Below are 21,388 nucleotides of genomic sequence, written 5' to 3' on the forward strand. Positions count from 1 at the left end.
TTTAAAACACCCGGGGCGCTGATTTTTAACGCTCTGATACCCTGACTTTGCCTGAAAAGAATGAATTATTATAACGAGGATATTATGCACATTACTTACGATCTCCCGGTTACCATTGAAGATATACAGGATGCCAGAAAGCGGCTGGCAGGAAAAATCTATAAAACCGGCATGCCGCGCTCAAATTATCTCAGCGAACGGTGTAAAGGTGAGATATTCCTGAAGTTTGAAAATATGCAGCGTACCGGCTCGTTTAAAATTCGCGGTGCGTTTAATAAATTAAGCTCGCTGACCGATGCGGAAAAACGCAAAGGCGTCGTCGCCTGTTCCGCAGGAAACCACGCGCAGGGCGTGTCGCTCTCCTGTGCGATGCTCGGTATCGACGGCAAAGTGGTGATGCCAATAGGCGCGCCAAAATCCAAGGTGGCCGCGACGCGCGACTATTCCGCCGAAGTGGTGCTGCACGGCGAGAACTTTAACGACACCATCGCCAAAGTGAGCGAAATCGTTGAGTTGGAAGGGCGCATATTTATCCCGCCTTATGATGACCCGAAAGTGATCGCCGGGCAGGGCACCATCGGCCTGGAAATCCTCGAGGATTTATACGACGTGGATAACGTGATTGTCCCTATCGGCGGCGGCGGATTAATTGCCGGGATTGCAACGGCGATTAAATCCATCAACCCGACCATTAATATTATCGGCGTACAATCTGAAAACGTTCACGGCATGGCGGCCTCTTATCAGGCCGGAGAAATAACCAATCATCGCGTTACCGGCACGTTAGCCGACGGCTGCGACGTGTCTCGTCCGGGTAAATTAACCTTCGAAATTGTCCGCGAATTAGTTGACGACATTGTGCTGGTGAGCGAAGACGATATTCGCAACAGCATGATTGCCCTTATTCAGCGAAATAAAGTGGTGACGGAAGGCGCGGGCGCACTGGCCTGCGCGGCGTTATTAAGCGGCAAGCTAGACCACTATATTCAGGGCCGTAAAACCGTCTGCATTATTTCCGGCGGCAATATCGATCTCTCCCGTGTTTCCCAAATTACCGGCTTCGTTGACGCATAAAGGTGACCTATGAGCAACACAGAAAGCATTATCGTTGGCCAGACAAAAACGTCCTCCTGGCGTAAGTCTGACACCACATGGACGCTCGGCCTGTTTGGTACCGCCATTGGCGCAGGCGTGCTGTTCTTCCCCATTCGCGCAGGCTTTGGCGGACTGATCCCCATCCTGCTGATGCTGGTACTCGCCTTCCCGATTGCCTTTTACTGCCACCGGGCGCTGGCGCGCCTCTGTTTGTCCGGCAGCAACGTCTCCGGCAACATCACCGAAACGGTGGAAGAGCACTTCGGGAAAACCGGTGGGGTGGTAATTACGTTCCTCTACTTCTTCGCCATTTGCCCGCTGCTGTGGATTTACGGCGTCACCATTACCAACACCTTTATGACCTTCTGGGAAAACCAACTCCAGATGCCAGCGCTGAACCGCGGCGTGGTGGCGCTGTTCCTGCTGCTGCTGATGGCCTTTGTTATCTGGTTCGGTAAGGACCTGATGGTAAAAGTGATGAGCTACCTGGTGTTCCCGTTCATTGCCAGCCTGGTGCTGATTTCCCTGTCTCTGATCCCGTACTGGAACTCGGCGGTAATCGACCAGGTCAACCTGAGCGATATCGCCTTCACCGGTCATGACGGCATTCTGGTTACGGTGTGGCTGGGGATCTCCATCATGGTCTTCTCCTTCAACTTCTCGCCTATCGTCTCCTCGTTTGTGGTTTCCAAGCGTGAAGAGTACGAGCCGGAGTTCGGGAAAGAGTTTACCGAGCAGAAATGTTCCAAAATCATCGGTCGCGCCAGCATGCTGATGGTTGCCGTGGTGATGTTCTTCGCCTTCAGCTGCCTGTTTACGCTCTCTCCGCAGAACATGGCGGACGCCAAGGCGCAGAACATTCCGGTGCTCTCTTACCTTGCAAACCACTTCGCGTCGATGTCCGGAAGCAAATCGACGTTCGCGACGGTGCTCGAATACGGCGCCTCCATCATCGCGCTGGTGGCTATCTTCAAATCCTTCTTCGGCCACTACCTGGGCACGCTGGAAGGGCTGAACGGCCTGATCCTTAAGTTCGGCTACAAGGGCGACAAGAAGAAAGTCTCTGTTGGCAAACTGAATACCATCAGCATGGTGTTCATCATGGGCTCCACCTGGGTTGTGGCCTACGCCAACCCGAACATTCTGGACCTTATTGAAGCCATGGGCGCGCCAATCATCGCCTCTCTGCTGTGCCTGCTGCCGATGTACGCCATCCGCAAGGCACCGGCGCTGGCGAAATACAAAGGCCGCACCGAGAACATCTTCGTTACCGTGGTCGGCCTGCTGACCATTCTGAATATCGTTTACAAACTGTTCTAACCCAAAGCTCAGGAAGAGCGGAGCCATATGATGATTGAGTTTCCGGTTGTACTGGTTATTAACTGCGGATCGTCCTCTGTTAAGTTTTCGGTGCTGGATGCAGCAGGCTGCGATGCCCTGATGACGGGCATTGCGGACGGTATCAACACCGAGAAGGCCTTTATTTCCGTGAACGGGGGTGAGCCGGTCAGACTGGCTCACCAGGACTACGAAGGGGCGCTGGCCGCCATCGCCCTCGAGCTGGAGAAGCGTAACCTAATGAGCAGCGTGGCCCTGATTGGCCACCGCATTGCCCACGGTGGCGACCTTTTCAGCGAGTCGACCCCGATCACGGAAGAGGTGATTGAGCAGATCCGCCAGGTCTCCCCGCTGGCGCCGCTGCATAACTACGCCAACCTGAGCGGCGTGGAAGCGGCAGAGCGTCTCTTCCCGGGCGTGCAGCAGGTGGCGGTGTTTGATACCAGCTTCCACCAGACGCTGCCGCCGCAGGCCTATCTGTACGGTCTGCCGTACCGCTATTTTGAAGAGCTGGGCGTGCGCCGCTACGGCTTCCACGGCACCTCTCACCGCTACGTGGCCGGGCAGGCGCACGCGCTTCTCGGGCTGTCCCCCGATGACAGCGGCCTGGTGATTGCCCATCTCGGCAACGGGGCGTCCATCTGCGCGGTGCGCAACGGCGAGAGCGTAGACACCTCCATGGGGATGACGCCGCTGGAAGGGCTGGTGATGGGCACGCGCTGCGGCGACGTGGATTTTGGCGCGATGGCGTGGATTGCCCAGCAGACCGGCCAGTCGTTTGAAGATCTGGAGCGCGTGGTGAATAAAGAGTCCGGGTTGCTGGGGATCTCCGGCATTTCTTCAGACCTGCGGACATTAGAAAATGCCTGGCACGAAGGTAATGAGCGGGCACAGCTGGCAATACACACCTTTGTTCACCGCATTGCGCGGCATATTGCCGGTCACGCCGCGTCGCTGCACCGTCTGGATGGGGTGGTCTTTACCGGCGGCATTGGCGAAAACTCGACGCTTGTCCGCGCGCTGGTGGCCGAACATCTGAAAGTGTTCGGCATCATCCTCGACGACGCTAAAAACGCCCTGCCGGGCAGCGCGGGTGAGCGCGTCATCTCCACCGAGTCGTCCCGCGTGGCCTGCGCGGTTGTCCCTACCAACGAAGAAAAAATGATCGCGCTGGACGCCCTCCGTCTTGGAAAGGTCACTCCGGCTGCGGCTTACGCCTGATAAAGCGAGAATCACATGAAAGTAATAATCGATACGGGCGTCGTGCCCTACAGCGACGCATGGGCCGGGTTTCGCGGTAAAGAATGGAAAAACGCCGTCAACGTCCGCGATTTTATTCAGCATAACTACACCCCTTATGAAGGCGATGAAGCTTTCCTCGCGCAGGCGACGCCAGCAACGACGGCGCTGTGGCAGAAGGTGATGGTCGGCATTCGCCAGGAGAATGCCACCCACGCCCCGGTGGATTTCGACACCAACATTGCCACCACCATTACCGCCCACGGACCGGGCTATATCGACCAGGATCTGGAGACGATCGTCGGCCTGCAAACCGACAAGCCGCTCAAGCGCGCTCTGCATCCATACGGCGGGATCAACATGATCCGCAGTTCGTTCGAAGCCTACGGCCGGGAGATGGATCCGCAGTTCGAATACCTGTTTACCGACCTGCGCAAAACCCACAACCAGGGGGTGTTTGACGTCTATTCACCGGAGATGATGCGCTGCCGCAAATCCGGCGTGCTCACCGGCCTGCCGGACGGCTATGGGCGCGGGCGCATCATCGGCGACTATCGCCGCGTGGCGCTGTACGGCATCAGCTATCTGGTGCGCGAGCGCGAACTGCAGTTTGCCGATCTGCAGGGCAGGCTGGAGCGCGGTGAAGATCTTGAAGCGACGATCCGCCTGCGCGAGGAGCTGGCGGAGCATAGGCGCGCGCTGCTCCAGATCCAGCAGATGGCGGCAAGCTACGGCTTTGATATCTCCCGCCCGGCGATGAATGCCCGGGAAGCGGTGCAGTGGGTCTATTTTGCCTACCTTGCCGCTGTAAAATCCCAGAACGGCGGAGCGATGTCGCTGGGGCGCACGGCGTCGTTCCTCGATATCTACATCGAACGCGACATGCAGGCAGGAAGGCTGGACGAAGTCCAGGCCCAGGAGCTGATCGACCACTTCATTATGAAGATCCGCATGGTGCGCTTCCTGCGCACGCCGGAGTTCGACACGCTCTTCTCCGGCGATCCGATCTGGGCCACGGAAGTGATCGGCGGCATGGGGCTGGACGGGCGCACGCTGGTGACCAAAAATAGCTTCCGCTATCTGCACACCCTGCACACCATGGGGCCCGCGCCGGAGCCGAACCTGACGATCCTCTGGTCTGAACAGCTGCCGATCGCGTTCAAGAAATACGCCGCGCAGGTGTCGATCGTCACCTCGTCGCTGCAGTATGAGAACGACGATCTTATGCGCGCGGACTTCAACAGCGACGACTACGCCATCGCCTGCTGCGTCAGCCCGATGGTGATCGGCAAGCAGATGCAGTTCTTCGGCGCGCGCGCTAACCTCGCCAAAACGCTGCTGTACGCGATCAACGGCGGGGTGGATGAGAAGCTGAAGATCCAGGTCGGCCCGAAAACCGAGCCGCTGCTTGATGAGGTGCTGGATTACGACACCGTGATGGCGAGCCTCGACCACTTTATGGACTGGCTGGCGGTGCAGTACATCAGCGCGCTGAATCTCATTCACTACATGCACGATAAGTACAGCTACGAAGCCTCGCTGATGGCGCTGCATGACCGGGACGTCTATCGTACCATGGCCTGCGGCATCGCCGGGCTGTCGGTGGCGGCGGATTCCCTCTCGGCCATTAAATACGCGACGGTGAAGCCGGTGCGCGACCATACCGGTCTGGCAGTCGATTTCGTAATAGAAGGGGACTACCCGCAGTACGGCAACAACGACGATCGCGTGGACAGCATTGCCTGCGATCTGGTGGAGCGTTTTATGAAGAAAATTCAGGCGCTGCCAACCTACCGCAACGCGGTGCCGACCCAGTCGATCCTGACCATCACCTCCAACGTGGTTTACGGCCAGAAGACCGGCAACACGCCGGACGGACGCCGCGGCGGCACGCCGTTTGCGCCTGGCGCGAACCCGATGCACGGGCGCGACAGAAAAGGTGCGGTGGCTTCGCTAACGTCGGTCGCCAAGCTGCCGTTCACCTATGCGAAGGACGGGATCTCCTACACCTTCTCCATCGTGCCGCAGGCCCTGGGTAAGGACGAACTGGTGCGCAAAACCAACCTGGTGGGACTGCTGGACGGGTACTTCCATCATGAAGCGTCCATTGAGGGCGGGCAGCACCTGAACGTCAACGTCATGAACCGGGAGATGCTCCTGGATGCGATCGTGCACCCGGAGAACTACCCGAACCTGACGATCCGCGTATCCGGCTACGCGGTGCGGTTTAACGCCCTGACGCGGGAGCAGCAGCAGGACGTGATTTCGCGGACGTTTACGCAGGCTATGTAATTCAAATTGCCATTGTGCCTCCTCGTGTGAGGAGGCTTTTAATTTCGTGAATATCGTCACATTTAGAAAATAGCTTTCTCACTTACACATCCAGTAGCAAGTTTTCCTACAGCGTCAGAAAATCCTTATAAAACTTGTGACTTTTTTCTCCCTCGCTCCGGCTATGATTTTCTCACATCAACTATAAACACCTGCTGCTCTCTGAATCGCAATCGCTGGCGATCTGAACCTAATAAAAACAACTGTTTACCCTACAAAATAAGCGAGTGCCCAATGAATACGGCAACAAACAGCAGTGTGATTGTGAAGGATTCCCCTGCGGCAAGGCGGGCGGGAATGAGCGAAAGCGAATGGCGAGAGGCAATTAAATTCGACAGCACCGACACGGGCTGGGTCATCATGAGTATCGGGATGGCCATCGGCGCGGGGATTGTTTTTCTCCCGGTTCAGGTGGGATTAATGGGGCTGTGGGTCTTTTTGCTCTCGTCGATTATTGGTTATCCGGCCATGTACCTGTTCCAGCGGCTGTTTATAAATACGCTGGCGGAATCGCCGGAATGCAAAGACTACCCGAGCGTGATCAGCGGTTATTTAGGTAAAAACTGGGGCATCTTATTAGGTGCGCTCTATTTCGTGATGCTGGTGATCTGGATGTTTGTCTATTCCACTGCCATCACCAACGACAGCGCCTCGTATTTGCATACCTTCGGTGTGACCGACGGTTTGCTCTCGGAGAATCCGTTCTACGGCTTATTCCTGATCTGCATCCTGGTCGCCATTTCGTCGCGCGGTGAAAAGCTGCTGTTTAAAGTCTCCAGCCTGATGGTGCTGACTAAATTATTTGTGGTTGCCGCGCTGGGTCTTTCAATGATTGGTCTCTGGCATTTAGCCAACGTGGGCATGCTGCCGCCGATGGGGCTGCTGATAAAAAATGCCATTATTACGCTGCCCTTTACCTTAACCTCCATTCTGTTTATTCAGACCTTAAGCCCGATGGTGATTTCATATCGTTCACGGGAAAAATCCGTTGAGGTAGCGCGCCATAAAGCGCTGCGGGCGATGAATATCGCCTTTGGCATACTGTTTGTCACGGTCTTCTTCTACGCCGTCTCTTTCACCCTGGCGATGGGACACGACGAGGCGGTGAAAGCCTACGAGCAGAACATTTCAGCCCTGGCGATTGCGGCGCAGTTTATCAGCGGCGACGGCGCGGGCTGGGTCAAAATCGTCAGCGTGATCCTCAATATTTTTGCCGTGATGACCGCCTTCTTCGGCGTTTACCTCGGCTTTCGCGAGGCCACGCAGGGGATCGTGATGAATATCCTGCGCCGCAAAATGCCGGCTGAACGTATTAATGAAAGCACCGTCCAGCGCGGGATCATGCTGTTCGCTATCCTGCTGGCCTGGAGCGCGATCGTCTTAAACGCGCCGGTACTGAGCTTCACCTCTATCTGTAGCCCCATCTTCGGCATGGTGGGCTGCCTGATCCCTGCATGGCTGGTCTATAAGGTACCGGCGCTGCATAAATATAAAGGCGTCTCGCTGGTGATTATCGTCATCACCGGGCTGCTGCTTTGTGTTTCTCCTTTCCTCGCATTTTCCTGAGGGCAAATAAGGTCGTAACGATGTCTGAGCAAACTCATCCTTTATGGAATCAATTTATTCGCGTAGTGCAGGAAGAAGTTAAGCCTGCGCTGGGGTGCACCGAGCCCGTTTCTCTGGCCCTTGCCTGTGCGATTGCCGCAGAGCAGTTGACTGGCGACGTCACGCAGATTGAGACGTGGGTATCGCCGAATCTGATGAAGAACGGGCTTGGCGTAACGGTGCCGGGTACCGGCATGGTCGGGTTGCCCATTGCGGCGGCGCTGGGCGCCATCGGTGGCAATGCGCAGGCGGGGCTGGAGGTGCTGAAAGATGTCACCGCCGATGCGCTGGCGCGGGCCAAAGCAATGCTTAGCGCCGGTCTGGTGCAGGTGAAATTGCAGGAGCCCTGCGAGGAGATCCTCTACTCGCGTGCCTGCGTTTACGCCGGTGAGTCCTCGGCCATGGTGACCATTGCGGGCGGACATACCCGCGTGGTGGAGGTGGTTTGTCAGGGCGAAACGCGCTTCAGGCTTGGCGATCGGCAGGCTGAGGTATGTAACGATCCGCTGGCGGTACTGTCAAACACCACGCTCTCGCAGATCCTTGAGTTTGTGGAGCAGGTACCGTTCGAGGCGATCCGCTTTATCCTGGAAGCAGGGCAATTGAACGACGCGCTCTCTCGTGAAGGGCTCAGCGGGAAGTGGGGGCTGCACATTGGCGCGACCCTCAATAAGCAGCGCGCACGCGGATGGATGGGGCAGGATCTGGGTTCAGACATCGTTATCCGCACCAGCGCGGCCTCGGATGCCCGCATGGGCGGCGCGACGCTGCCGGCGATGAGCAACTCTGGCTCCGGGAATCAGGGGATCACGGCCACCATGCCGGTTGTCGTGGTCGCCGGGCACGTTCAGGCCGATGATGAACGGCTGGCGCGGGCGCTGATGCTTTCGCATCTGTCGGCGATCTATATTCATTACCAGCTTCCGCGCCTGTCCGCGCTGTGTGCGGCGACAACGGCGGCGATGGGTGCTGCGGCGGGGATGGCGTGGCTGATGGGCGGTTCTTACCAGACCATTTCTATGGCGATCGGCAGTATGATCGGTGACGTCAGCGGGACGATCTGCGATGGGGCGTCTAACAGCTGCGCCATGAAGGTCTCAACCAGCGTCAGCAGCGCCTGGAAAGCGGTGATGATGGCGCTGGATAATACTGCCGTGACGGGCAACGAGGGCATAGTGGCGCACGACGTGGAGCAGTCGATCGCCAACCTGTGCGCGCTGGCGTGCCGTTCGATGCAGGCTACGGACCGGCAGATCATTGAGATTATGGCGAGTAAGGTGTAGCGATTGACCTTCACCCCTCACCCTAGCCCTCTCCCCAAAGGGGAGAGGGCTAGGGTGAGGGGTAAGGGCGAGTGGGTCTTTAAACCGGCAAATCAATCAGCAGCGCGCGCAGCGGCGTATCCGCCACCAGGGTAATATTCGCTTCATCACGAATAAACGCCCCGTCGCCGCAGGTGAGCGCTTCTTTCTCTTCCGTATGCGTCACCGCATGCACCGTACCGTGAATGGACTGCAAATAGGCGCGCGGACCGTGCAGCTGGAAGCTTGCCTGTTCGCCTTTCTTCAGTTCGATATGGTGCAGCCATACCTGCTGACGCAGCTGCAAACTGCCTCTGCTGCCGTCAGGCGAGGCAATCAGCTGCTGTTTATCACCTTTCAGATCTAATTTCTGCACCAGCGGATTTTCCCGCTCAGGGCAGGCGTCCAGCCACAGCTGCATGCGGGTCAGCGTTTTGTCTTTGCTGAGGTTATGCTCGCTGTAGCTGATGCCTGGCTGCGTGGAAATTAACAACGCTTCGCCAGCCTTTGCCTGGACATGATTGCCCTCGCTATCGCGGTATTCTGCCTCGCCTTCCAGGATCAGGTTCAGGATATCGACTTTCGGGTACGTACGCGGCTGGAAGGAGGCGCCCGGGGCGAGCACTTCCTGATTCAACACGCGCAGTGAAGCGTAACCGAGGAGTTTAGGGTCAAAGTAGTGTCCAAAGGAAAAGGTGTAGCGGGCCTGCAGCCAACCGAAATCGGCTTGTCCGCACTGTTTAGCTGTTCTTGTCGTAATCATAAACTTGACCTCTCTTTACACTAAAACAATGGTAAAGGTATGGACGCTGCATTGTTAGCCAGATATTCTGCCCGGTATGTTCAAATTTCCTGAATGAGAACGAGATGGCTAAAGAGAGAGCATTGACGCTTGAGGCGCTGCGCGTCATGGACGCGATTGACCGGCGCGGCAGCTTTGCCGCGGCGGCAGATGAACTGGGGCGCGTTCCGTCTGCGCTGAGCTACACCATGCAGAAACTGGAGGAAGAGCTGGACGTGGTGCTTTTCGATCGCTCCGGTCATCGAACAAAATTCACCAACGTGGGGCGGATGCTGCTGGAGCGCGGTCGCGTGCTGCTGGAAGCGGCGGACAAGCTCACCACGGACGCCGAAGCGCTGGCACGAGGCTGGGAAACCCACCTGACGTTAGTCACCGAAGCGCTGGTGCCAACTGAAGCGCTGTTCCCGCTGGTGGACCGCCTGGCGGCAAAGGCCAACACGCAGCTGTCGATCATCACCGAGGTGCTGGCCGGGGCGTGGGAGCGTCTGGAGACGGGCAGGGCGGATATCGTCATTGCGCCAGACATGCACTTCCGCTCATCCTCGGAAATCAACTCCCGCAAGCTTTACAGCGTCATGAACGTCTACGTTGCCGCGCCGGATCACCCGATTCACCAGGAGCCGGAACCGCTTTCTGAGGTCACGCGCGTGAAGTATCGCGGCGTGGCGGTGGCGGATACCGCGCGCGAGCGTCCGGTGCTGACGGTTCAGCTGCTGGATAAACAGCCTCGTCTGACGGTCACGTCACTGGAAGACAAGCGGCAGGCGCTGCTGGCCGGTTTGGGCGTAGCGACGATGCCCTACCCATTTGTGGAAAAAGATATTGCGGAAGGGCGACTGCGGGTGGTGAGCCCGGAGTACACCAGCGAAGTGGACATTATTATGGCGTGGCGCCGCGACAGCATGGGCGAAGCCAAATCGTGGTGCCTGCGCGAAATTCCAAAGCTCTTTGCGCATCACAACAAATAAGCGTGCAGGCCCGGTAAGCGTAAGCGCTACCGGGCAGGAATTTACGCGTCGATTTTAGGATCCGGACCAAAGCGGTTTTCGCCCGGCGTGCCGCTCTGACAGTTGAAAATCAAAATCACGATCCAGCCGACGAGCGGGATCAACAGCAACAGCAGCCACCACGCCGAACGATCGGTATCGTGGAGACGACGAAACAGCACGGCCCATGAAGGCAGCAATACCAGCAAGCCATAAATCGTAGTGAGTACGCCTTCACCGCCGGCGCGTTCCCAGCCGAGGATTTTATCCACGATGCCCAGCACCATAATCAGGACGAAGTTCACCAGAACGAACATCCAGTACTCTTTGCGGCGGGCGCGGCCACCAAATCCAATGTAGTTGCGCAGTACTTTTAAATACCAGTCCATTTTTTCCTTGCCTCAATAATCGGTCAATCACTTGTTTTTTAAGCGATCGAGATAAGGATAGATGGAGATTGTGAATTAAAAAAGGGCATCTGCTGATGCCCTTCGTATTTATCCAAAACGAACGTCGCGCCCGTGCGGTTCATCCAGGTCCTGCCACGGGCCGATGGAGATAATGCCCGTCGGGTTAATGGTTTTGTGGCTGCGGAAATAGTGGGTGCGAATATGGTCAAAATCGACCGTCTCCGCGATCCCTGGCATCTGGTAGATGTCGCGCAGGAAACCGTGCAGGTTCATGTAGTCGCTGATGCGGTGCTTATCGCACTTGAAGTGGGTGACGTAAACGGGGTCGAAGCGGATAAGCGTGGTCCACAGGCGAATGTCCGCTTCCGTCAGCCGATCGCCCGTTAAATAGCGGTGCTGGCCGAGGATTTGCTCCAGCCGTTCCAGGGATTCAAAGACTTTTCCGACCGCTTCGTCGTAGGCTTCCTGGCTGGTAGCAAAACCGGCCTTATAGACCCCGTTGTTCACGTTGTCGTAAATCCAGCCGTTCAGCTCGTCAATTTTATCCCGCAGCTCGACCGGGTAATAATCTCCGGCGCGGGCACCGTGCGCGTCAAACGCGGTGTTAAACATGCGGATGATTTCCGCGGACTCATTGCTGACGATCGTCTGGTTTTTCTTATCCCAGAGTACCGGCACCGTAACGCGTCCGGTGTAGTGCGGATCGGCACGCAGGTAGAGCTGGTAGAGGAAATCGTGGTGATACAGGTCGTCACCGGTCGCGGCGGGGAAATCACTGTCGAACGTCCAGCCGTTTTCCAGCATCAGCGGGTTTACCACCGAAACCGGAATCAAAGATTCGAGACCTTTAAGCTTGCGCACAATCAGCGTGCGGTGCGCCCACGGGCAGGCAAGAGAAACGTACAGATGATAACGATCTTTCTCCGCCGCGAAGCCGCCTTCGCCGCTCGGGCCAGCCGCGCCGTCTGCCGTCAGCCAGTTACGGAAGGCCGAAACAGAGCGCTTGAAGCGTCCTCCGGTGGATTTAGTGTCATACCAGACATCCTGCCAGACGCCGTCTACGAGTTGTCCCATTTTTTGTCCTCCGTCAGATAGCAAAAGCGAGGAGATATCTCCTCGCTTTGGGTTCAATCAGTATAGCGTGCTTACCACTTCTTATTCAGAAGGCGGTCGATGCTGTATGCGCCTGGACCTGTGATAGCCAGCAGCAGGAAGCCACCCGCGATGGTCAGGTTTTTCATGAACATCAGTGAGTTCACGCCTTCAGCAAAGTTGCTGTGGAACAGGAACGCGGTCAGCAGGGTAAAGCCCGCGGTAAACAGCGCGGTGGTGCGGGTCAGGAAGCCGAACAGAACCGCCAGGCCGCCGCCGAACTCAAGCAGAATAGTCAGCGGCAGCAGGAACCCCGGAACGCCCATGGCTTCCATATACTGCTGGGTACCCGCATATCCGGTGATTTTGCCCCAGCCTGCCACGATAAACAGAATTGGCATCAGAATACGCGCAGCCAGTACACCAACATCTTCTAATTTTTTCATTTTACTCTCCAGGAAACCACATGCGTGGCTGAACATTATTTTTGTGCAATTCCGGGTAGATACCGCGGCTCTGCTGTCGATGGAGAGGATAATAAACGGGGCGGGTAGCAATTGTTAGCAAGGAAAACTGTCAATCTTCTTCAAAGATATTGAGCAAAGGAGTGTGCGCAAAAATAAAAAACGGTAACCTGAGTTACCGTTTTGCGTTTATCACCGCAGCTGCTGTTGTCGCAACGTCGCCTTCACCAGACGCCAGGCGCTCCAGGCACCAAAACCGCGTCGGGCCCAGCGGATGAGCATATTCGGATGACGAACCGTCCAGATAGCCATCACGCTGCTGCCGACCAGCGCCCACGAACGCAGGCTCAGGAAGGTATTCCAGCCACGGTCAAACCGTCGCGTCGCGTCGATCCAGTCACGGCGGCTGGCAGACAGATCCAGCCGCTGCTGCTGGATCTGACTTAACAGGTACGCTTTTCGCTTCTGACGTTCCGCTTTATCGCTCACGGCTTGTCATCCTCCAGCAGGGCGCGATCGTTAGCCAGTTCCTGGCGCGTGTGGCGCAGGAAAGTGGACTTGCGCGCTTTACGCATCGTCCATATGCCGCCAATCAACGCCGCGACCAGCAGAACGACGGTCGTGGCAATCATCGCGTTGAGTCGATACTGCGGGTCAATGGCCCAGATGATTAACACCATCAGGCTCATCAGACCAAACGCGGCGAAGAGCATGGTCAGCCCGAGCATCAGCAGCATCTGGAAGAGGTTCGCTTTCTCCTCTTCCAGTTCGACCACTGCCAGCCGGACGCGCGTTTCGGCAATCCCAACCAGCGTCGTCAAAATACGCTGGCCGATGCCGAGGACGTTATTAGCAGGCCCTTGTGCGTGACGAGGATCTTCCATATCAACGACGCGTCAGCAGGACACCCAGCACCACACCCACTGCGGCACCAATACCAACACCCGTCCATGGATTGTCGCGCACATATTCATCTGCACGGGCAGCCGCTTCACGGGTCTGTTTCGCCAGCGCATCACCGGTTTCACCCAGGCGGTAGCGGCTCTCTTTCAGCGCCTGCTCCGCTTTGCTGCGCAGCTTGCTCACTTCTTCTTTCGACTTATCGGCAGAGGAGTTCAGCACCTCTTCAAGGGTATCGGCCAGGGATTTCAGTTCAGCGCGCAGATGTTCAGACGTCGTATCTTTTGACATGATTCTCTCCTGTTGAGATTTCCGTTAACTCAATAATCGCGAGCTTCCAGCGCTTTCAGGTCGTCCTGCGCCTCTTTCAACTTCTTCTCGCGCTTAGCAATTTTTTCCGCATCCCCTTTCTCTTTCGCTTCCTGCAGGTCTTGACGGCGCTCGGCTATCTCGTCCTTCTGTTCAGCGATTTTCTTCTGGTGATCGGCACGTAGCTTGCTGTCTGAACAGTTTGCTTTCACTTCGCTCAGCGCTTTTTTGAGACCATCAACACGGTGCTGGTTGTTATGCTTTTCGGCATAACCGATCTCACGCTGAATATCCTGTTCTTTCTCCTGACAGAGAGAGTTTGCGAAGGTCGCCGTGCTTAAAGAAAAAAGGGCCAGAGCCAGGGTCATGCGGAATTTCATTATCGAAACCTTCCATTGTGTTGCGGGGTTAGCCGCTATCCAAAATTATGCGGAGTACATTCGAGGGGTGCTCCGCGTACTTAAGCATAGTAAGTAAACGGGGGATTCACCAAAGTGAGTGAAAAGATTCGGAATCCAGGAAGTTATCCAAACCGATGCGACGTATCGCGAATCAATGATAACCACGCGGCTGGCGGGTTGTCATCTTCCTGCTGGGCAATGATATATCCGTGCGGCAGCGTTCGGTCAAGAACCGCTTTCGCGGCAGCGCTCTGCGCACGGGAATCAAACTTAATCAGTAAAACATCGTCCTGCGGGGTGATGCTCTTAAAGCGGATGCCGTTTGCATCCAGATGATGCCAGACAGAAAAACCGTCAGGCACACCGCCCCCCTGGTTTACCGGGCGAATGGCCAGCGTAGCGTCCTGGTGTGAAAGCGTGTTCCAGGCCAGCAGTACGGCGCTGAGCATCACCAGTGCAATAAAGGCACAGGCAAAGCGGCGCATGGCGAGCGGTGAGATAACCATCGTTAACCTCGCGCTCCGTATTTTTTCTTCCACAGGACAACCAGCGAGCCAATCAGGCCGAAGATCAGCAGAACAACAGGCAGCAGCATCAGGCATGACATCAGCTGATCTTCATATTTCATGAAGACCGGCGTTTTACCCAGCGCATAGCCCAGCGTCGTCAGGATCAGCACCCATAACAGGCCGCTCATCCAGTTGAAGAACTGGAAGCGTGCGCTGCTCAACCCGGACAGCCCGGCAATGGTGGGCAGCAGGGTGCGTACAAAGGCGATAAAGCGGCCAATCAGCAGCGCGGAAAGCCCATGCTTATGGAACAGGTGGTGCGCCCGCTGGTGATAGTGCGCAGGCAGATGGGAAAGCCAGTTCTGTACTATTCGGGTATTGCCCAGCCATCTTCCCTGAATATAACTCACCCAGCAGCCAAGGCTGGCCGCGACGGTCAGTAATAAAATGGTCTGTGGGAACGCCATTGCGCCTTTGGCACACAGCACGCCGACAAGCACCAGCAAACTGTCACCCGGTAAGAAGGCCGCAGGCAGCAAACCATTCTCGAGGAACAGAATCATAAACAAGACGAAATAGAGCATGCCAATCATGGAAGGGTTGGCCAGCGTTTCAAAATCCTGCGCCCAAAGGGCATGCAGCAGTTGGGTCAAAAGTTCCATTCAGTGTTCCTGGAAATCGGTTAACGTCTCGCCTGTTATCCGGGACAAACAGCACGGCGACATTGTTGTGATTTCATTATGGTCGCTCGCGGACACATTGCGGTGTGGCCAACACTGTTCCCTGTTAATTGGCTGGTTAGCAAGCACTAACTTTCAAAATAACGAAGTGAATCCAATTGTAACAAAGCCCGACGTTCTGCGTCACAGAATTTGCAGGGTGAGGTGATTTTGGCGTAAGCCCAGAAAGTGAGCGAGGGATTTTACAAAGGCTGACACTATATATGTTTTGCTTACCCACTCAGACGGGAAGGCGCAGCGAAGCGCCTGCCGGAAGAAAGGTCGCCTATTTTGCGCCGCTCGGGGCCGTATCGAGATGAACGACAGGATTATCGGCAAAAAGATAGCGGTCAGCGTTAAATTCAAAGTCGTCACTGGTTTCATTGAACAGCATCTGTTTGGTGTTTTCCAGATGTTGCCACATGGCCAGTTTTGCGGCGTGGGGATCTTTACGAATCAGCGCCTTAAGGATTTGGTCGTGATCGTCACACCAGTTGTCGACCGTGCGGGAATCGATGTGATCGTGCAGTTTTTTCCAGTAGGGGTTGTGAACGCGCTGAGTCCACATTTTCTCAACGATTGCCGCCAGCGCCGTATTCTGGGTGGCCAGGGCAACCTGAACGTGAAACTGCAGGTCCCACTCGGAGTCACGGAAACATTTTTCCTTGCGGGCGTTCTCCTGAATCTCCATCAGCTTCATGATGTCTTGCTTGGTCACCTGCGTGGCGGCAAATTCGGCAATATTGCTTTCGATCAGCTGGCGAGCCTGGAGCAGCTCAAACGGACCGTAGCTGGCGAATTCCAGACTTTCATCCGCCACCGGAGAATGTTTCGGCTGATTAGAAATAACGTGAATGCCGGAACCTTTGCGTACCTCGACGTAGCCTTCCACTTCCAGCATGATAATCGCTTCGCGCACCACGGTGCGGCTCACGCTTTTTTCATCCGCGATAAAGCGCTCGGCGGGAAGTTTATCACCGACAAGATAGACCCCTTGCTCGATGCGATCTTTCAGCTCGGCAGCAAGTTGTTGATATAAACGACGTGGTTCGGTGATTTCCATATGCGCTCCAGGCAGGGTACGGCAGATGATTTGTTATACCACTTTCACGGAATACTCTCCAGATTTTGCCATTAAAAAAGCCGCCCGGAGGCGGCTTCGGTGAAACGCATTTTCGCTAACTCTGCGTGGCCGGTCGCCCAAGAGACTCTTTCGCCAGCTCGTCTGCGGATTTGCTTTTCAGCACCGTCCAGATAACCACCGCACCCATCAGGTCGAAGATTGCCAGCACCGCGAACAGCGGGCTGAAGCCGATGGTATCCGCCAGCGCGCCGACGACCAGCGCGAACATCGTACTTGCGGTCCACGCGGCCATACCGGTCAGGCCGTTGGCGGTTGCCACTTCGTTACGGCCGAAGACGTCAGAGGAGAGTGTAATCAGCGCGCCGGAGAGCGACTGGTGCGCAAAACCACCGATGCACAGCAGCGCGATAGCGACGTAGGGGCTGGTGAACAGGCCGATCATGCCCGGGCCAATCATCAGCAGCGCGCCCATGGTCACCACCATCTTACGGGAAACGATCAGGTTTACCCCAAACCAGCGCTGGAACAGCGGCGGCAGGTAGCCGCCCACGATGCAGCCCAGGTCAGCGAACAGCATCGGCATCCAGGCGAACATCGCGATCTCTTTCAGGTTAAAACCGTAGACTTTAAACATAAACAGTGGGATCCACGCGTTGAAGGTGCCCCAGGCCGGTTCAGCCAGGAAGCGCGGCAGGGCGATACCCCAGAACTGACGGGTGCCCAGGATCTGCCAGACGGACATCTTCTTGCCATTGTTGGTCTGATGCTGCGCTTCCTGACCACCAATAATGTATTCGCGTTCTTCCTCGGAGAGTTTCTTCTGATCGCGCGGGTGCTTATAGAAAACCAGCCACGCCATTGCCCAGGCAAAGCTCAGCACGCCAGAGATAATGAACGCCATCTGCCAGCTGTGCATCACGATGGCCCACACCACCAGCGGCGGCGCAATCATCGCGCCGATGGACGAGCCCACGTTGAAGTAACCTACCGCAATGGAACGCTCTTTTGCCGGGAACCACTCGGAGCTGGCTTTCAGCCCCGCCGGGATCATTGCGGCTTCTGCCGCACCGACCGCGCCACGCGCCAGCGCCAGACCGCCCCAGCTGCCTGCCAGTGCGGTTGCGCCGCAGAATACCGCCCAGGCGATGGCGAAGAAGGCATAGCCGATTTTTGTACCCAGAATATCGAGAACATACCCAGCAACAGGCTGCATTACGGTGTAAGCGGCAGAATACGCCGCGATGATATAAGAGTATTGCTGCGTGGAGATATGCAGCTCTTCCATCAACGTCGGCGCCGCGGCTGCCACGGTGTTACGTGTCAGGTAGCCCAGCACGGTGCCCAGCGTCACCAGCGCGATCATATACCAACGTAACCCTTTAATTTTACGCATCTAAAACCTCATCGTTATGTTATTTCCGCGCCAGAGCACGGCAACCTCTCAACCGTTGCCGGGAGCAGTTGTGTAACGGGAGGGGCGTAGCCGGGAGAATGTCCCGGAACGGCCCGAACCTTGCCATAAGTAAGCGTGCATAAGTCGGCATCCGTACCGTTAAATCCGATGTTTCTCACACCGGTAATGCATTCCGTCGGCTTAGTGTTTGCGACGGCGAAAAGATAACTTGTCATACAACTTTAAAAGGTGAGTGACATCACAAATGTATGATCCTTTGTAGGGGCATTATTCGTTGCGGCTGAAGCCAGTACCGACGCGGTCTGTAGAGTGGTTTACCCCAATTTGGGTAATTTATTTGTCGACGTTTATTGATCTGACTCACGAAAAAAACGTCGGCTGGTGGAAATTGGTGTGATAACTTTGCAGCATATGAACATACGCTTTCTGACGCTCCCGTAATGAGGAAGACGATAATGACGCCGTTTATGACCGACGATTTTCTGTTAGATACCGAATTTGCCCGCCGCCTGTACCACGACTACGCAAAAGACCAGCCGATTTTCGACTACCACTGCCATTTACCGCCGCAGCAGGTTGCCGAAAATTATCGTTTCAAAAACCTGTATGATATCTGGCTAAAGGGTGACCACTACAAATGGCGTGCGATGCGCACCAACGGCGTGGCCGAGCGCCTGTGTACCGGCGACGCGAGCGATCGCGAGAAGTTTGACGCCTGGGCGGCGACCGTTCCGCACACTATCGGCAACCCGCTTTACCACTGGACGCACCTCGAACTGCGCCGTCCGTTTGGCATCACCGGCAAGCTGCTTTCTCCCGCGACGGCGGATGAGATCTGGGACCAGTGCAATGCGCTGCTGGCGCAGGATAACTTCTCCGCGCGCGGCATCATGAAGCAGATGAACGTGAAGATGGTGGGCACCACCGACGATCCGATTGACTCCCTGGAGCATCATGCAATCGTCGCCAAAGACACCTCTTTTGACATCAAAGTGCTGCCAAGCTGGCGCCCGGACAAAGCCTTCAACATCGAACAGGCCACCTTCAACGACTATATGGCGAAGCTGGCGGAAGTGTCCGATACCGACATCCGTCGTTTCGCGGACCTGCAAACCGCGCTGACCAAACGACTGGATCACTTCGCGGCGCACGGCTGTAAAGTCTCCGACCACGCGCTGGACGTGGTGATGTTTGCGGAATCAAACGAAGCGGAACTGGACAGCATCCTGGCGCGTCGCCTGTCCGGTGAATCGCTTAGCCAGCATGAAGTGGCGCAGTTCAAAACCGCGGTGCTGGTGTTCCTCGGTGCGGAATACGCCCGTCGCGGCTGGGTACAGCAGTACCACATCGGTGCGCTGCGCAATAACAACCAGCGCCAGTTCAAGCTGCTGGGCGCGGACGTGGGATTTGACTCCATCAACGACCGCCCGCTGGCGGAAGAGCTGTCCAGACTGCTGAGCAAACAGAACGAACAAAACCTGCTGCCGAAAACCATTCTTTACTGCCTGAACCCGCGCGATAACGAAGTGCTGGGCACTATGGTTGGCAACTTCCAGGGCGAGGGGATGCCGGGCAAGATGCAGTTCGGATCCGGCTGGTGGTTCAACGATCAGAAAGACGGCATGGAGCGACAGATGACGCAGCTGGCGCAGCTTGGCCTGCTGAGCCGCTTTATCGGCATGCTGACCGACAGCCGCAGCTTCCTCTCCTACACTCGCCATGAATATTTCCGCCGCATTCTGTGCCAGATGATTGGCCGCTGGGTGCATGCGGGCGAAGCGCCAGCGGATCTCCAGCTGCTGGGCGAAATGGTGAGAAACATCTGCTTTAACAATGCGCGCGACTACTTCGCCATTGAACTGAACTAAGGCCGTCTGAGGTTGATATGCAATACATCAAAATCCATTCGCTGGATAACGTGGCCGTCGCGCTGGCAGATTTAACCGAAGGCACGGAAGTGACCTTCGACAACCAGTCGGTCACGCTGCGCCAGGCCATTGGACGTGGACACAAGTTTGCCCTGATCCCCATTGCAAAAGGGGAGAACGTGGTGAAGTACGGTTTGCCCATCGGCCATGCGCTGGCGGATATTGCGCCGGGTGAATATATTCATTCCCACAACACCCGCACCAATCTCAGCGATCTGGACGAGTACAGCTATCAACCTGTTCTACCGAAAGAAGAAGTGCAGGCGGGGGATCGCGAGGTGCAAATCTACCGTCGCGCGAACGGTGAGGTGGGGATCCGCAACGAGCTGTGGATCCTCCCGACCGTCGGCTGCGTGAACGGCATCGCGCGTCAAATTCAGACGCGTTTCCTGAAAGAGACCCACGATGCCGAGGGCACCGACGGCGTGCATCTGTTCAGCCACACCTACGGCTGCTCCCAGTTGGGTGACGACCACATCAACACCCGCACCATGCTGCAAAACATGGTGCGCCACCCGAACGCGGGTGCGGTGCTGGTGATCGGCCTCGGCTGCGAGAACAACCAGGTCGACGCCTTCCGCGAGACGCTGGGTGAATTCGACCCTGAGCGCGTTCACTTCATGGTGTGCCAGCATCAGGACGACGAGGTGGAAGCGGGCGTTGAGCAGCTGCACCAGCTGTACGAGGCGATGCGCCACGACAGGCGCGAGCCGGGCAGGCTGAGCGAGCTGAAGTTTGGGCTGGAGTGCGGCGGGTCTGACGGTCTTTCCGGCATTACCGCCAACCCGATGCTGGGCCGCTTCTCGGATTACGTGATTGCCAACGGCGGCACGACGGTGCTGACCGAAGTGCCGGAAATGTTCGGCGCGGAGCGCATTCTGATGAGCCACTGCCGCGACGAAGAGACGTTCGAGAAGACCGTCACCATGGTGAACGACTTCAAACAGTACTTCATTGCCCATAATCAGCCGATTTATGAAAACCCGTCGCCGGGTAACAAAGCGGGCGGGATCACCACGCTGGAGGAGAAATCTCTCGGCTGCACCCAGAAAGCGGGCGCCAGCCAGGTGGTGGACGTTCTGCGCTACGGCGAACGCCTGAAAACCCACGGTCTGAACCTGCTGAGCGCTCCGGGCAACGATGCGGTCGCCACCAGCGCGCTGGCGGGGGCGGGCTGTCACATGGTGTTGTTCAGCACCGGTCGCGGTACGCCGTACGGCGGTTTTGTCCCGACGGTCAAAATCGCCACCAACAGCGAGCTGGCGGCGAAGAAAAAGCACTGGATTGATTTCGACGCGGGCCAGCTGATCCACGGCAAAGCGATGCCGCAGCTGCTGACGGAGTTCGTGGACACTATCGTGGAGTTTGCTAACGGCAGGCAGACCTGCAACGAGAAGAACGACTTCCGCGAGCTGGCGATCTTTAAGAGTGGTGTGACGCTTTAATCGGTGCGGCCTGATG

General features: G+C 56.5%; 21 protein-coding genes. 9 read left to right on the top strand and 12 right to left on the bottom strand.

Features of this window, described 5'->3' with window-relative positions:
* Positions 1 to 84: 84 nt before the first annotated feature.
* From tdcB to OSH03_RS10445, 6 genes are all read left to right on the top strand, one after another.
* Entirely contained in the window at positions 85 to 1,074 is a 990-nt protein-coding gene (tdcB, locus tag OSH03_RS10420; RefSeq protein ID WP_266178979.1) for a bifunctional threonine ammonia-lyase/L-serine ammonia-lyase TdcB, read from the top strand.
* A gap of 9 nt (positions 1,075 to 1,083) precedes the next feature.
* The gene (gene tdcC, locus OSH03_RS10425) at positions 1,084 to 2,415 is read left to right on the top strand and encodes a threonine/serine transporter TdcC (RefSeq protein WP_061096983.1); all 1,332 of its coding nucleotides are present in this window, start codon (positions 1,084 to 1,086) and stop codon (positions 2,413 to 2,415) included.
* A 30-nt stretch (positions 2,416 to 2,445) separates the two neighbouring features.
* Positions 2,446 to 3,654: a propionate kinase gene (gene tdcD / locus OSH03_RS10430; protein WP_266179208.1), complete on the top strand. Its 1,209-nt coding sequence runs from the start codon at positions 2,446 to 2,448 to the stop codon at positions 3,652 to 3,654.
* Between the two features lie 15 nt (positions 3,655 to 3,669).
* Positions 3,670 to 5,964: a formate C-acetyltransferase gene (pflB, locus tag OSH03_RS10435; RefSeq protein ID WP_266178980.1), complete on the top strand. Its 2,295-nt coding sequence runs from the start codon at positions 3,670 to 3,672 to the stop codon at positions 5,962 to 5,964.
* 273 nt (positions 5,965 to 6,237) lie between these two features.
* Positions 6,238 to 7,569, top strand: coding sequence for an SLC5/6 family protein (locus tag OSH03_RS10440; protein WP_266178981.1), 1,332 nt, complete (start codon positions 6,238 to 6,240; stop codon positions 7,567 to 7,569).
* Between the two features lie 20 nt (positions 7,570 to 7,589).
* Positions 7,590 to 8,891, top strand: coding sequence for an L-cysteine desulfidase family protein (locus tag OSH03_RS10445; protein WP_266178982.1), 1,302 nt, complete (start codon positions 7,590 to 7,592; stop codon positions 8,889 to 8,891).
* Between the two features lie 79 nt (positions 8,892 to 8,970).
* Here the strand turns inward: OSH03_RS10445 and OSH03_RS10450 are convergent, their stop codons facing one another.
* Positions 8,971 to 9,672, bottom strand: a complete 702-nt coding sequence (locus tag OSH03_RS10450) for a pirin family protein (protein ID WP_266178983.1) — start codon at positions 9,670 to 9,672, stop codon at positions 8,971 to 8,973.
* A gap of 104 nt (positions 9,673 to 9,776) precedes the next feature.
* On the opposite strand from OSH03_RS10450, the gene yhaJ reads away from it, so the two are divergent.
* Positions 9,777 to 10,679 (top strand): DNA-binding transcriptional regulator YhaJ, encoded by a 903-nt coding sequence (gene yhaJ / locus OSH03_RS10455; protein ID WP_003862655.1) that lies wholly within the window; start codon positions 9,777 to 9,779, stop codon positions 10,677 to 10,679.
* 41 nt (positions 10,680 to 10,720) lie between these two features.
* Here the strand turns inward: yhaJ and OSH03_RS10460 are convergent, their stop codons facing one another.
* The 11 genes from OSH03_RS10460 to OSH03_RS10510 form a co-directional block, all read right to left on the bottom strand.
* Positions 10,721 to 11,086 carry a DUF805 domain-containing protein gene (locus tag OSH03_RS10460; RefSeq protein ID WP_266178984.1) on the bottom strand — a complete coding sequence of 122 codons (366 nt, stop codon included), beginning with the start codon at positions 11,084 to 11,086 and terminating at the stop codon, positions 10,721 to 10,723.
* 108 nt (positions 11,087 to 11,194) lie between these two features.
* Positions 11,195 to 12,181: a glutathione S-transferase family protein gene (locus tag OSH03_RS10465; RefSeq protein ID WP_266178985.1), complete on the bottom strand. Its 987-nt coding sequence runs from the start codon at positions 12,179 to 12,181 to the stop codon at positions 11,195 to 11,197.
* 71 nt (positions 12,182 to 12,252) lie between these two features.
* Entirely contained in the window at positions 12,253 to 12,645 is a 393-nt protein-coding gene (locus OSH03_RS10470) for a DoxX family protein (RefSeq protein WP_151414009.1), read from the bottom strand.
* Positions 12,646 to 12,855: 210 nt separating this feature from the next.
* The gene (locus OSH03_RS10475; protein WP_014885330.1) at positions 12,856 to 13,152 is read right to left on the bottom strand and encodes a YqjK-like family protein; all 297 of its coding nucleotides are present in this window, start codon (positions 13,150 to 13,152) and stop codon (positions 12,856 to 12,858) included.
* Positions 13,149 to 13,547, bottom strand: a complete 399-nt coding sequence (locus OSH03_RS10480) for a phage holin family protein (RefSeq protein WP_013098867.1) — start codon at positions 13,545 to 13,547, stop codon at positions 13,149 to 13,151. The genes OSH03_RS10475 and OSH03_RS10480 overlap by 4 nt, the downstream gene beginning before the upstream one ends.
* A gap of 1 nt (position 13,548) precedes the next feature.
* Positions 13,549 to 13,854, bottom strand: a complete 306-nt coding sequence (locus OSH03_RS10485; RefSeq protein WP_008503141.1) for an ElaB/YgaM/YqjD family protein — start codon at positions 13,852 to 13,854, stop codon at positions 13,549 to 13,551.
* A gap of 29 nt (positions 13,855 to 13,883) precedes the next feature.
* Positions 13,884 to 14,252 carry a DUF1090 domain-containing protein gene (locus tag OSH03_RS10490; RefSeq protein WP_061096991.1) on the bottom strand — a complete coding sequence of 123 codons (369 nt, stop codon included), beginning with the start codon at positions 14,250 to 14,252 and terminating at the stop codon, positions 13,884 to 13,886.
* Positions 14,253 to 14,395: 143 nt separating this feature from the next.
* Positions 14,396 to 14,779 carry an EnvZ/OmpR regulon moderator MzrA gene (mzrA, locus tag OSH03_RS10495; RefSeq protein WP_028014507.1) on the bottom strand — a complete coding sequence of 128 codons (384 nt, stop codon included), beginning with the start codon at positions 14,777 to 14,779 and terminating at the stop codon, positions 14,396 to 14,398.
* Positions 14,780 to 14,781: 2 nt separating this feature from the next.
* Positions 14,782 to 15,444 (bottom strand): DedA family general envelope maintenance protein YqjA, encoded by a 663-nt coding sequence (gene yqjA / locus OSH03_RS10500; RefSeq protein WP_061096992.1) that lies wholly within the window; start codon positions 15,442 to 15,444, stop codon positions 14,782 to 14,784.
* Positions 15,445 to 15,787: 343 nt separating this feature from the next.
* Positions 15,788 to 16,564 carry a transcriptional regulator ExuR gene (exuR, locus tag OSH03_RS10505; protein WP_028014506.1) on the bottom strand — a complete coding sequence of 259 codons (777 nt, stop codon included), beginning with the start codon at positions 16,562 to 16,564 and terminating at the stop codon, positions 15,788 to 15,790.
* A 115-nt stretch (positions 16,565 to 16,679) separates the two neighbouring features.
* The gene (locus OSH03_RS10510) at positions 16,680 to 17,978 is read right to left on the bottom strand and encodes an MFS transporter (protein ID WP_266178986.1); all 1,299 of its coding nucleotides are present in this window, start codon (positions 17,976 to 17,978) and stop codon (positions 16,680 to 16,682) included.
* Positions 17,979 to 18,454: 476 nt separating this feature from the next.
* Here OSH03_RS10510 and uxaC point away from each other — a divergent pair, with 476 nt between their 5' ends.
* The gene (gene uxaC / locus OSH03_RS10515) at positions 18,455 to 19,867 is read left to right on the top strand and encodes a glucuronate isomerase (protein ID WP_266178987.1); all 1,413 of its coding nucleotides are present in this window, start codon (positions 18,455 to 18,457) and stop codon (positions 19,865 to 19,867) included.
* Between the two features lie 17 nt (positions 19,868 to 19,884).
* The gene (locus tag OSH03_RS10520; RefSeq protein ID WP_266178988.1) at positions 19,885 to 21,372 is read left to right on the top strand and encodes a UxaA family hydrolase; all 1,488 of its coding nucleotides are present in this window, start codon (positions 19,885 to 19,887) and stop codon (positions 21,370 to 21,372) included.
* Positions 21,373 to 21,388 lie beyond the last annotated feature (16 nt).

It is taken from the genome of Enterobacter nematophilus (assembly GCF_026344075.1).
GTDB classification, from domain to species: domain Bacteria; phylum Pseudomonadota; class Gammaproteobacteria; order Enterobacterales; family Enterobacteriaceae; genus Enterobacter; species Enterobacter nematophilus.